Source organism: uncultured Shewanella sp. (assembly GCF_947497935.1).
GTDB lineage: Bacteria > Pseudomonadota > Gammaproteobacteria > Enterobacterales > Shewanellaceae > Shewanella.
In genome coordinates this window covers 1-12,729 of record NZ_CANMIO010000016.1, presented here as the reverse complement: position 1 = coordinate 12,729, position 12,729 = coordinate 1, and the positions used below count along the sequence as shown (strand labels likewise).

The window sequence follows — 12,729 nt, the reverse complement described above, 5'->3', positions numbered from 1 at the left end:
GAGTCAGAGAACATCAAGGAATATGTAAATGTCTCAGTTAATTGTTTTAGGCAGTGTCAATGCCGACCATGTGCTTCAAGTGCCTTCTTTCCCACGTCCGGGTGAAACCCTGCATGGCCGTAACTACCAAGTGATCCCTGGTGGTAAAGGCGCGAATCAGGCGGTTGCCGCTGCACGTCTTGGCGCCGATATAGGCTTTATTGCCTGCGTAGGTGATGATAGCTTTGGTCAAAATATTCGCCAGACTTTTGCTAGCGACGGTATGGATATTTCAGCTGTACACATGATTGATAATACCCCAACGGGCATTGCGATGATCCAGGTGAGTGACTGTGGTGAAAACAGCATCTGTATCGCAGCTGAGGCTAATGATGCCCTAACGGCTGAAATTGTTGAGCAGCATTCGGCAAAGATTGAGCAAGCCCAATATCTTTTGATGCAGCTAGAAACGCCATTAGCGGGTATTGAACTGGCTGCGAGCATTGCTAAAACACAAGCAACTAAAGTGGTATTAAACCCAGCTCCTGCGTGTCGCCTACCAGATTCACTCTTGGCTATGGTCGATATCATTACCCCAAATGAGACTGAAGCCGAACTATTAACGGGTGTTGCCGTGACTGACGTTGATAGCGCAGCTAAAGCCGCTCAAGTGCTGCACGACAAAGGCATTGCGACTGTGATGATTACTCTAGGCGCAAAAGGTGTGTATTTAAGTGAGCAAGGCGCAGGTAAAATTATCCCCGGCTTTAAGGTAAAAGCTACCGATACTACAGCAGCTGGTGATACTTTCAACGGAGCGTTTGTGACGGGATTACTTGAAGGCAAAGCTATCGACGATGCTGTGGTATTTGCCCACGGCGCAGCGGCCATTTCAGTCACTCGCTTTGGCGCACAAACTTCTATTCCTACGCGGAATGAAGTTGAGCAGTTTATTGCGGCACAGTAACTTATTTCGGTGACTCTTTGTTTAACAGTGTTTAAATAGAGAGTCATCAATCAAATCGATATAAAATCGTTAGCCACAGTATAAAGAACAGTGTAATTCAGATAGGAAGTTAACCCATGGCCACCATGAAAGATGTTGCCAAACTTGCCAGCGTATCCACGTCGACCGTGAGCCATGTGATGAATGGTACCCGCTTTGTAAGTGATGATATTGCTAAGCGAGTGCAAGATGCTGCGCAGCAGTTAAATTATCATGGCCCTTCTGCGGTGGCTCGCAGCCTTAAACAGAACTGCACTAAAACTATCGGTATGTTAGTGACCACCTCGACTAACCCGTTTTATGCCGAGGTAGTACGCAGTGTTGAGCAAGCCTGTTATCAGCAAGGTTATAACCTTATTCTGTGTAATACCGAAGGTGATGCCCAGCGATTAAAGCGCTCATTAACCACCTTAATCGAGCGCCGCGTCGATGGGTTAATCATGATGTGCGCCATGCTCGAAGGCGACGATGCGCTGATCTATCGCCGATTGGGTGGGTTACCCGTTGTGGTGATGGATTGGGGCCAAGTGGAGTTTCCATGTGACAAAATTCAAGGCCACTCGCGCCAAGGCGGCGTCCTAGCGACGCAATATTTGATTGATAACGGCCATACGCAAATCGGTTGTATTACCGGTCCGCGTAATCGCCAGCAGGCAGATTTACGTTACCAAGGATTTGTGGATGCTATGGCGGCGGCTAACTTGCCGATTAACCCTGCTTGGGTAATTGAAGGTAACTTTGAAACCGAGGGTGGCAAGGCGGCATTTGCTAATCTACAAGCGGCGGGCGAATTACCGAGTGCGTTATTTGTGTGTAACGACATGATGGCGATTGGTGTGTTACATGAAGCGCAGCGCACAGGGGTGCAGATCCCTGAGCAGTTATCGGTAATTGGTTACGATAACATTCAGTTGGCTAAATTTATGACCCCAGCGCTAACCAGTATTCATCAGTCAAAAGCGCGTTTAGGCGCCGCGGCTGTTAATGCATTGATTGCACGGCTGCACGACCCAAGCTTGCCTCCGCAATTTATGGATATTGAGCCACGAGTGACAGAGCGTGCCAGCGTGAGTAAAAAATAAATTGAATAAAAAAGGCGACTGATTCAGCTATTGGTAATAGTGATTCAATCGCCTTTTATGATCTTACGATCAATACGTTTTATTTAATAAACGCGAACGCATCACCGTAGAGGTGATCTTCTTCAACGCCCATGGTGCGGAACACTTCACGCGCTGCGCCAACCATATCGAAACGGCCTGCAATATAGATGTCGTAGCCTTTTAAGCTGGTAAAGTCATCTTTGATCTGCTCAAGCAGGTTCGCTTCCTTGCCTTTCCAGTCATCTGCCGCTTCTTCGATAACTGGGATAAAGTTCAGCCATGGATGAGCCTCATGCCATTCACGCGCGATAGTTTCATAGTACATGGCATCTTGATTACGGCAGCCCCAGTAGAGCGTCGTTTCAATCTCTTGGCCTAAAGCAATCTTCTGCTCGACAATACTCTTGATATAGGAGAAGCCTGTACCGCCAGCAATCAGTAGGCGAGGGCGCACACTTTCAGCACGAAGATGGGCATCGCCGCCAGGAACTTCAATCTCGATGCTACTACCTGACGCTAGGCATTCTTTTAAACGTTCAACCACTTGCATCGGGTAACTCTCACTGACAGCTGCGCCGATATGTAGCTCAATATGCTCAGCATCAGGGGCTGAAGCGATAGAAAATGGACGCTTGTCTTTCTCGCCCATGACCACGCAAAGGTACTGGCCCGCTTTAAAATCAAACGCAGTGCTAGGCTTTAAAATTACTTGATATACCGCGTTATTAAATGGCGCTACTTTTTCAATCGTGCAACTAATAGTGTTCATCTTTATTCCTTGATGCGCTTCTCTTTGGAAGCTTAATTTGTATAAATTTGTGCGCCTGCTGTGGGCCAGCAGGCAATATAAAGGCTAGCTAATGTTTAGCGCAATATAGTTATAGGGTTGGTGCATCGTCAATGCCAAGATCGTCCCAGATTGCATCGACTTTTTGCTTAACAGCTTCATCCATTACGATAGGAGTTCCCCATTCGCGGTCGGTTTCGCCTTCCCACTTATTGGTAGCATCCATTCCCATCTTAGAGCCAAGGCCTGCCACTGGTGAGGCAAAGTCGAGATAATCGATAGGGGTGTTTTCGATCATCACAGTATCGCGTTTAGGATCCATACGTGTGGTTATCGCCCAGATCACATCGTTCCAGTCGCGGCAATTAACATCTTCGTCGACCACGACAATAAACTTGGTGTACATAAACTGGCGTAGGAAAGACCATGCCCCCATCATCACCCGTTTTGCATGACCTGGGTATTGCTTACGAATAGAGATCACCGCCATACGATACGAGCAGCCTTCAGGCGGCAGGTAAAAATCGATGATTTCTGGATACTGTTTACGCAAAATTGGCACGAAAACTTCGTTCAGTGCCACACCTAACATGGCTGGTTCATCTGGTGGACGGCCTGTGTAGGTACTGTGGTAAATCGCATCCTTTCTATGGGTGATGTGAGTGACCGTAAACACTGGGAACGAGTCGGTTTCGTTGTAATAACCTGTGTGGTCACCGTAGGGGCCTTCTTCGGCCATCTCGTCTGGGTCGATATAACCCTCTAAGATGATTTCGCTGGTGGCAGGGACTTCTAAGTCACAACTTAGGGCCTTACAAACTTCGGTGCGCTCGCCGCGAAGTAGCCCTGCAAAGGCGTATTCGCTCATGGCATCAGGCACTGGCGTTACCGCGCCCAAGATGGTTACTGGATCGGCACCTAAGGCAACAACCACAGGGTAGCGTTCACCAGGATGCTTTTCTTTGAAATCTTTAAAGTCGAGTGCGCCGCCGCGGTGGTCAAGCCAGCGCATAATCAACTTGTCTCTACCGAGTAATTGCTGGCGGTAAATACCCAAGTTTTGGCGTTTTTGGCGTGGGCCCTTAGTTATGGTTAATCCCCAAGTAACCAATGGCGCTACATCGCCAGGCCAGCAGTGCTGAATAGGCAGTTTAGTTAAGTCGACATCATCACCAGTTTTAACCACTTGCTGGCAAGGTGGATTGCGCACGGTTTTAGGTGGCATGTTTAACGCTTGTTTAAACATGGGGATTTTTGAAATAGCGTCTTTAAAGCCGCGTGGTGGCTCGGGCTCTTTCAAAAAAGCCAGCAGCTCTCCCACATCGCGTAGCGCGAGAGGATCTTCTTTGCCTAATGCCATGGCTACGCGTTTTGGCGTGCCAAAAAGGTTAGCCAGCACAGGCATCTCGTTGCCGACAGGGTTTTCGAATAACAGAGCGGGACCTTTAGCGCGCAATACACGATCGGCTATCTCTGTCATTTCCAAATGAGGATCGACGGGATGACTAATACGCTTAAGCTCACCATTGGTTTCTAAGTGGTCTATAAAGCTGCGTAAATCCTTAAAACTCATAGGGGAATTCTCATCGCTATAAACTGTGATATGGCGCGCACTATAGCACTATTCCAACGTGCGTTAAACGCTTGTTCATCAAAGCGTGGTATCGCAATTATTCAGCTATTGCTGAACTTCGATTAGTTGTCCTGTCACGGTTTAGACCTGACATTGGCGAACGGAGTTATTAAGCGTAAGATTAACTTAAGTGGTTAGCCAAGCATCATTACTATGTAGCTGTTGCTATTCGGCTAGCGAAGCATCATTACAGAGTTTCGAGGAGGATGATCATGAATACCGTTAAATGGAGTCTGAGCTTCCTTTTAGTCTTCGGCGCATTAGTTTCCGGCGTATTAAGCGCTGCGACTTCATCACCAAGCCAGTTTGTCAACCAGCAACACAGATACCTCTTTGCCAATTCATCGGTAATCAATAACGTCAGTGTAGGGGTTGGCTGGAGCAATTATGATTATCGCGATCCTTGGCGCTGGAATGTGGGTGTTTCTAACAATTGGTACTCTTATCCCTATCGTGGCCGCTATTACCGGCCGGGATGGCGTCCAGGTTATAACTGGGGAATGGGCTCTCGTTGGGGTTACCCTTATGGTTATAACAGCCGCTATATTTATCCTTACCGCTACGACAGACAAACGTATAAAGTCCCTGAGCCTAAAGTGGTTGCGCCGCCCGAGCGGGTAACGACTAGCGTTAGCTATTCAACAGGACTAAATCGATTGCCTGATAATGCGCGGGTTATTCAGCGAGATGGGCGCACTGTGTATGAGTGGCAAGGCGTTGAGTATGTGTTTGACTGGAATACTAAAACCTATCAGAAGATAAACTGATAGCTTGTCAGCTAGCATGTTTGTTTAGTCTAGTTTTATCGGCCGAATAATCTTGTTACCCTGACGAGGGTAAAGTCAAAACAGGGAAGCGCGCTAAATGGAGAATAGCATAATGAGTTGGATGGAATTCACTATCGCCTTGCTGGATAAGCTTGTTTGGCCTGCAGTGTTAGTGTTTGCAGTGATGAGCCTAAAGCGCCCTCTAGCTAAGTTGATCCCCCTAGCAAAAAAGTTAAAGTTTAAAGATCTCGAGCTGGAGTTTGGTCAAGGTTTAAAAGCTGTTACTCAACAAGCTGAAGGTGTGTTTCCTGAGTTAAAGACAGATAACAAAACTTTGCTTATCGCATCGGCCACCCACCTGCCCAACTCGGCTATCATCGAAGCGTGGGAGCAAGTGGATCTTACTGCCGAGCGGTTGATTAAGTCTCACTGTAACAACATTACCTTAGATAAGAATACTCGCTATAAGCACATTGAAAATATCTTGATCAGTGAACAGCTGATTAACACCAAACAAGGCAAATTATTTAGTGAGTTACGTCAATTACGTAATCGCGTTGCTCATGCGGTAGGTTATGAAGTGGGTAAAGCTGAGGCGATTCAATATATTGAACTGTGTTTCAAGCTGATTGAGCACTTGAATAGTTTAACCCCTTCGCAATTACAGGTTTGCGATACACAGATTGAAAAAGCCGTTAGCTAAGAGCCTTGTACAAAGAAAGCAATTCGCTAGAAGCTACCAACAGCACGTTATAAGCTAAAAGGTTTAGGAGGAAGTCCAGGCTAAAGCGGTGACTTGATAGTATTAAAAAGCCTCATGACTCGCAGAATCATGGGGCTTTTTAATGCTGGAGTTGGCAGCTGTGATTAACTTCTACTTTTAAGGTACATGTCGTAGCGCTGAATGCTAAAGCCTAAGTCTTGAAACTTTTTATTAAAGGTCATACCTAGCTTTTTGAGTACATTGATAGAGGCGTGATTTATCTCAACGACATCGCCAACAATATAATCTAAATCCATGTGCGCTTTAGCGTAATCAATGCAAGCTTGATTTGCCTCTGTGGCGTAGCCTTTGCCCCAATACTCTGGAGCAAAGCGATAACCGATATCTGTTTCATCGATACGATGGTCATTTTTAAAGCCACAAAAACCAATTACTTTGTTGTTTTCTTTTAATACGACAGCCCAACGGGCGTAACCAAATTGAAAATATTCATCCAGCCAAATATCACGAATAATTCGCTCGGCATCGGCAAGTGATTTAACGGCTCCTGCATCGCCCGTGTATAGGTTGACTCTTTCATCGGCGTTAAAGTCATACACAGCTTGGGCATCGTCGAGGTTAAACTCTCTAATTATTAAGCGTGCTGTTTCGGTAATGATTTTGCTCATGGACTGTAGCTCTCTCCTTGTTTTAACTATTACCAAATGACATCTGTAATGGCATTTTCTGTCTCACCTATGATGGTTTTGACTACCTTGTTGTTGGCATCTAATAAGATCAATCTTGGAACACCTACATTGGCAAATTGTGCATAGATGTGCCTATCGGGATCTGCAACCAAAGGGAAGTTCAGCTCATATTCGCTGGCGAACTTATCCAGTGCTGCGTCGCTCTCTTCACGGCCAATACCTATGATGTCTACATTAGGGCTCAGGTGTAGATCTGAGTTGGCGAGGTGCTTCATGGTTCGCTGTGAATCGGAACACCAAGTGGCGAATAAGATCAGTAACTTATTGTTTGTCGACTCGTTGAGATCCAGCGTGTTGCCGTGAGTATCAACAAAGCGCGCAACTGGTACGCTATCGCCAGGTTTTACATAGGTCAGGTATTCAACTTGGCCAGGGGACCTGGCGCAGCCGTTAATGGTTAATAGTAATAGGCTGGTAAAGAGGAGTTTAACGGCTTTCTTTGAGCTAAAGGCTTTCATTTTGCATCCATTCTCATTAACTTGCCTTTAAAGTAGCAGAGGTTTAACAGAATGTATAAGCCTTGCTTGCAACAGCATGTAACTCGATTAGCTGGTTTTGTTTTATATATAGGCAGTCATGAGGAGGGGCTTGGTATCGGTTATTCAGCAATAAATATAACAGGGTTGTTGACAGTTGAACTAGGACAACATATCGTGGTGGCTTACACATTGTTCTGTTTATTAAGTTGTTGATTAACAGAGTCTATCAAGGAATATTACGTGTTATTAACACCACAAGAAGCATATTACTATCGATAGCCACAATGGCGTAGATAGAGGTTATTTTCATTCCCCCTCATGTTTTAAATCACTCCATTGTGGCAATTCCATTTCTTTCGGAAGTCGGCCACCATCAAAGCCTGTTCCGAACTCAAACTCATATATTTGGAACACCATAAATGAACAAAAGTAAAACCTTCGGTAGCATGCTAATTATTGCTGGTACAACAATTGGCGCAGGAATGCTGGCATTACCTCTGGCCGCATCGGGTCTTGGCTTTGGTATGGCTAGCATCATCATGCTACTGATTTGGTCACTAATGACCTATACCGCGCTGCTGATGATTGAAGTACATCAACACGCCCCTATTGATGCGACCTTACATACCTTGGCGCATAAGCTATTAGGGCGAAAAGGGCAGCTTATAGCCAGCTTTTCGATGATGTTTCTATTCTACGCATTATGCGCCGCCTACATTGCAGGGGGAGGCGAACAGATCCACAGTAAATTAACCAGCTGGTTTGGACTGGAACTGCCAATGCAAGCTGGGGCAATCATTTTTACCTTATTGATAGGCACAGTAGTAGCCATCGGTACTCGTTCAGTGGATCTGATAAACCGCAGCTTGTTTTCGCTTAAATTGATTGCATTAGTGGTCATGCTGTTCCTGCTTTTACCCCATGTATCGGTAGAAAACCTAGTCGAACTGCCTGTTCACCAAGGTTTAGTGTTTGCGTCATTACCTGTTATCTTCACCTCTTTTGGTTTTCATGGCTCTATTCCATCGGTTGTACGTTATTTAGGTAAAGATACTAAGGCGTTACGCTGGATCATTGTTGTCGGGTCTGCATTGCCATTGATGATATACCTACTATGGATGCTAGCTAGCCATGGCGTATTGCCTCAGGAAGACTTAATGGGCAGCCAAAGCTTGAATGGCTTTATCGCCTCTTTGAGCCGAATGCTAGATAACCCAATGATTGCCAATGCGGTATCTATCTTTGCTGACCTAGCGCTAGCGACTTCTTTCCTGGGGGTAAGCCTAGGTCTATTCGACTTCATCTCTGATCTACTAAAGCGCAGCACCAAGGCTAGCCATAGAGTGCAGGTTGGCTTAGTGACTTTCTTACCACCGTTAGGCTTTGCTCTGTTCTACCCTCAAGGGTTTATTACCGCATTAGGTTACGCAGCCTTTGCCTTGGTCATTCTGGCTGTTTTCCTGCCTGTCGCTATGGTTACGGCACAGCGTAAGCAGGTCGGTTTACAGGGATACAGAGTAAAAGGCGGTAAGGTAGGCTTAGTAGCGGCAGGCTTAGCTGGTGTATTGATTATCAGTGTGCAATTGATGCAGATGTTTAACCTGCTACCTTCAGTTGGTTGATAGGTCGATAAGTTAAAAGCCAAGAAGTTCCGCTGATTTTAAGTGGTAATTGACTAAAAATTAGTTAACTAAGCAGTATTTTGTATTGTTGGCTGGTTTTTTAGACACTTGAGTCGAAATAGGCTTTACATTGAAGTCGAGTATCCCTATTATCAGCGGCGTTCGGAGGGATGGCAGAGTGGTCGAATGCACCGGTCTTGAAAACCGGCATGGGTTTATAGCCCATCTAGGGTTCAAATCCCTATCCCTCCGCCACATTTAGAGAAAGGGCTAGTCGAAAGACTAGCCCTTTTTCGTTTCGGATATAAAGCTGATTAGAACCCTTGGGTTCCTGTTATTTACGGATAATTAAAGTCAGCTATGCCTCTGTTACATTTAGAGGGGGAGCTTCCTCTTTTTATTCAAGAGGAATAGTCGTATAGATGGTGTGTGGTTAAAGCAGTCCAGATTGTGATGTCTTATCTAGATTAGATTTGCAGCAGAACTTGGTGAAATGGGCCTGTTGCGCTGAGTTTTTGTGCAAACTAACCAGTTCGGTGAAAATAGGCTTTACAATGACGCTGAGTATCCCTATTATCACCGGCGTTCGGAGGGATGGCAGAGTGGTCGAATGCACCGGTCTTGAAAACCGGCATGGGTTTATAGCCCATCTAGGGTTCAAATCCCTATCCCTCCGCCATATTCAAGATGAAGCCCCTAGCAGAAATGCTAGGGGCTTTTTCGTATCTGTAACCTAATGGGTTTATAGCGCATATATGTAGGGTTCAAGTCTCTACCTCTACGCCACATTTAGAGAAAGGGCTTCCATTCTTGTAATAAAGAGCGGAAGCCCTTTTTGGTTTCGGATATAAAGCTGATTAGAACCTCAGGGTTCCTATTATCCAGAGCCAGCTATCCTCAGCCACATTTAGATGAGCCCCAGCAGAAATGCTGGGGCTTTTTCGTATCTGTAACCTAATGGGTTTATAGCACATATATGTAGGGTTTAAGTCTCTACCTCTACGCCACATTTAGAGAGAGGGCTTCCATTCTTCATGATAGAGAGAGGGAAGCCCTTTTTCGTTTCGGATATAAAGAAGATAGCAGGTGGCCTGCTATTTAAAGAGGCCCAAAGTCAGCAGTCATCGGTTTGTAAAGCATAACCTCAAGCTTCAATTACTCTCTTTCTTAGTAAAAATAGATTCTTACTCTCCTCTAACCTGTAGAAACTCGCTATTTATTGCTTCTTTTTTAGATGTACTAGCTGAAATTTGAACAAGCAAAAAGCGCTATTCGCAAAGTTTGCTGATTTCTCTTTTTATTTGGCGTTTTGTTGGGGAATTATCATTAGCTAGTGAGAATGTTTGATTTTCTTGAGGTAACACGCAGGTTCGGTAAAGTCTTGTATTCATTAACTATCAAATGCTGATATAAACCAATTCACAAAATAACTGCAGGCGTGTTTAAGCGCATTCCAAGCAGTAGCTATCTCAATTCTTTGTATACCCTGGAGCACCCAAATGAGCTGCGATCTGACTCTTGATAGTTTTCTTTCTACCGTTGCTGAGCGTAACCCTAATCAACCTGAGTTTTTACAGGCAGTGAAAGAAGTACTCACTTCAATTTGGCCTTTTGTTGCGGCGCGCCCTGAATATTTAAATGCCGGCATTTTAGAGCGTCTTGTTGAGCCTGAGCGCTTGATCCAGTTCCGTGTTTCTTGGGTTGATGACCAAGGTAAAGTGCAGGTAAACCGTGCATTTAGAATCCAGCACAACTCTGCTATTGGTCCTTTCAAGGGCGGTATGCGTTTCCATCCTTCGGTTAATCAGTCGGTGCTTAAGTTTTTAGCTTTTGAGCAAACATTCAAGAATGCGCTTACGACATTACCTATGGGCGGCGGTAAGGGCGGTAGCGATTTCGATCCTAAAGGCAAAAGTGAAGGTGAGGTCATGCGCTTCTGTCAGGCGTTGATGTTAGAGTTACATCGACACTTAGGCGCCGATACCGATGTGCCTGCTGGCGATATCGGTGTGGGCGCGCGTGAAGTGGGTTACATGACAGGTATGATGAAAAAACTAACCAATAGTGCCGAATGTGTGTTTACTGGTAAGGGTTTGTCATTTGGTGGCAGCTTAATTCGCCCAGAAGCCACGGGTTACGGACTACTGTATTTCGTTGAAGCTATGCTAAAGGCAAAAGGCGAAACTTTAGAAGGTAAGACTGTTACTGTATCTGGTTCGGGTAACGTAGCGCAGTATGCCATCGAAAAAGCGATGGAGATGGGCGGTAAAGTGATTACTGCATCAGATTCTAGCGGTGTGGTATTCGATCCTGAAGGTTTTACTCCTGAGAAACTGGCTAAGCTGATGGAAGTGAAAAACGATCGTCGCGGACGCGTTGCCGATTACGCCTATGAGAATGGTCTAGAGTATGTCACAGGAGGCACGCCATGGCAGTTTGCTGCAGAAATCGCTCTACCTTGCGCGACTCAGAATGAGCTTGATGCGGAACATGCCAGAATGCTGATTGAAAATGGTGTGCAGATGGTTGCTGAAGGCGCGAATATGCCAAGTACCGCTGAAGCCATTATTTTGATGCATGAAGCAAAGGTGTTATTCGCACCTGGTAAAGCTGCAAACGCGGGGGGCGTGGCAACCTCAGGTCTTGAGATGAGCCAAAATGCGCTGCGTCTGAGCTGGAGTCGTGAAGAAGTGGATATGCGTCTGCGCGACATCATGTATTCCATCCATGCAACTTGTGAAGAGTACGGCCGTGAAGATGAGCATATTAACTACGAGTTAGGGGCTAACGTTGCGGGCTTTGTAAAGGTAGCCGATGCTATGAAGGCGCAAGGCGTCTACTAAGCGATAAAAATTGAATTTATAAAAGGGCCATTTGGCCCTTTTTTCATTTCTGGCCTTGAGCAGCCATTTGTAATTACAGGTTATAAATATATTGCTAGTTAGATATATAGGCTGAATCTAGCGAACAAACTCATATCTATACCTAAAACTGTCTTAGAGCGACTATCTTACCGAACTTTCTAAATATGAGTGTGGGACAGATGAAGCATAGTGACCAGATTACTAATGGCACTGCCAACAAGCTCGGAAGAAGTAAGGTTGAGCGATTACGACTATATAAGGAAGGAGTTGCTATTAAAGAGGAGCGCAACCTATATAGCTATCTATTTGAAGCTCGGTATACGATTTCGACCAATAAGGGCTGCAATACAAACGAACAGATATCAATGGCAATGGATAGGCTCCTTTATAAAGTAATAAATATCTCTACTCTTATAAAGGCAGGGCTATTGTAGTGAGCGCAACCCTTACGTAAAAGAGCAGAGATATAAGGCATGGGGAGATCTGGTTGAATGAGATTAGCTTTAGCCTGTTTAATAGCAAAATCGGCCCCTTTTGGGATTACCTTATTCGATAGGAGAGTACTAAATTGAAAAAGTTGTACTTATATAAGCATCAATCCTAACTATTGGGCTTTCACAACACTGAATCCAAACTTTTAAGGCAGTAGATATTCCCATAAATGTGAGGGTTGATAGTGTATGAGTGCATCAATATTTGGTTGTCACCTCCTAATTTGTGTATAACTCTGTGTGTAAGTTGTTGCTTGGCTGTGCTTTATGAAGGTATAAAAATTAAATGTATTTTTCTTTAAAAAAGCGCTTGCGCTGATCTGAAAACTCCCTATAATGCGACCCCACTGACACGGAGCAGCAGGCCAACTACCCAGCGTTAAGCTAGATAGGACGGGACTTGCAGCTAAATCAGTATCTCTTTTAACAAGGAGATAAGAGGTTAATCTCTACGGAAATTAATCTTAGGTGAAAAGCGGTTTAAGAGCTTCACTTGATGTGCCTTGTATAAGAAATCATCGCTTG

10 protein-coding genes and 2 tRNA genes are annotated in these 12,729 nt (G+C 45.1%); 8 read left to right on the top strand and 4 right to left on the bottom strand.

The genetic code is table 11. The annotated features are described in order from the left end of the window. The first annotated feature begins 28 nt into the window (after nt 1-28). Both rbsK and Q1A86_RS16125 read left to right on the top strand, forming a co-directional pair. Nucleotides 29-946 (top strand): ribokinase, encoded by a 918-nt coding sequence (rbsK, locus tag Q1A86_RS16130; protein ID WP_299808594.1) that lies wholly within the window; start codon nt 29-31, stop codon nt 944-946. 116 nt (nt 947-1,062) lie between these two features. Then, nucleotides 1,063-2,067: a substrate-binding domain-containing protein gene (locus Q1A86_RS16125; RefSeq protein ID WP_299808591.1), complete on the top strand. Its 1,005-nt coding sequence runs from the start codon at nt 1,063-1,065 to the stop codon at nt 2,065-2,067. A 79-nt stretch (nt 2,068-2,146) separates the two neighbouring features. On the opposite strand, the gene fre is transcribed toward Q1A86_RS16125, so the two are convergent. Both fre and ubiD read right to left on the bottom strand, forming a co-directional pair. Further along, nucleotides 2,147-2,857, bottom strand: a complete 711-nt coding sequence (fre, locus tag Q1A86_RS16120; protein ID WP_299808587.1) for an NAD(P)H-flavin reductase — start codon at nt 2,855-2,857, stop codon at nt 2,147-2,149. A 109-nt stretch (nt 2,858-2,966) separates the two neighbouring features. Continuing rightward, complete coding sequence (gene ubiD, locus Q1A86_RS16115) at nt 2,967-4,448, bottom strand: 4-hydroxy-3-polyprenylbenzoate decarboxylase (RefSeq protein ID WP_299808584.1); 1,482 nt, start codon at nt 4,446-4,448, stop codon at nt 2,967-2,969. A gap of 272 nt (nt 4,449-4,720) precedes the next feature. On the opposite strand from ubiD, the gene Q1A86_RS16110 reads away from it, so the two are divergent. Further along, entirely contained in the window at nt 4,721-5,275 is a 555-nt protein-coding gene (locus Q1A86_RS16110; RefSeq protein ID WP_299808581.1) for a hypothetical protein, read from the top strand. Nucleotides 5,276-5,372: 97 nt separating this feature from the next. Next, on the top strand, nt 5,373-5,978 hold the full coding sequence (locus Q1A86_RS16105) for a hypothetical protein (protein ID WP_299808578.1): 606 nt from the start codon (nt 5,373-5,375) through the stop codon (nt 5,976-5,978). A gap of 164 nt (nt 5,979-6,142) precedes the next feature. Here the strand turns inward: Q1A86_RS16105 and Q1A86_RS16100 are convergent, their stop codons facing one another. Together Q1A86_RS16100 and Q1A86_RS16095 are read right to left on the bottom strand one after the other, a co-directional pair. Beyond that, entirely contained in the window at nt 6,143-6,667 is a 525-nt protein-coding gene (locus tag Q1A86_RS16100; protein WP_299808575.1) for a GNAT family N-acetyltransferase, read from the bottom strand. A gap of 29 nt (nt 6,668-6,696) precedes the next feature. Next, nucleotides 6,697-7,206, bottom strand: a complete 510-nt coding sequence (locus Q1A86_RS16095) for a TlpA disulfide reductase family protein (protein WP_299808572.1) — start codon at nt 7,204-7,206, stop codon at nt 6,697-6,699. 440 nt (nt 7,207-7,646) lie between these two features. Here Q1A86_RS16095 and tyrP point away from each other — a divergent pair, with 440 nt between their 5' ends. From tyrP to gdhA, 4 genes are all read left to right on the top strand, one after another. Then, complete coding sequence (gene tyrP, locus Q1A86_RS16090) at nt 7,647-8,849, top strand: tyrosine transporter TyrP (protein WP_299808570.1); 1,203 nt, start codon at nt 7,647-7,649, stop codon at nt 8,847-8,849. 164 nt (nt 8,850-9,013) lie between these two features. Then, nucleotides 9,014-9,104: transfer RNA gene (locus Q1A86_RS16085), tRNA-Ser, on the top strand. A 333-nt stretch (nt 9,105-9,437) separates the two neighbouring features. Continuing rightward, a tRNA-Ser gene (locus tag Q1A86_RS16080) sits at nt 9,438-9,528 on the top strand. An 820-nt stretch (nt 9,529-10,348) separates the two neighbouring features. Then, on the top strand, nt 10,349-11,692 hold the full coding sequence (gdhA, locus tag Q1A86_RS16075; protein ID WP_299808569.1) for an NADP-specific glutamate dehydrogenase: 1,344 nt from the start codon (nt 10,349-10,351) through the stop codon (nt 11,690-11,692). Nucleotides 11,693-12,729: the final 1,037 nt, after the last annotated feature.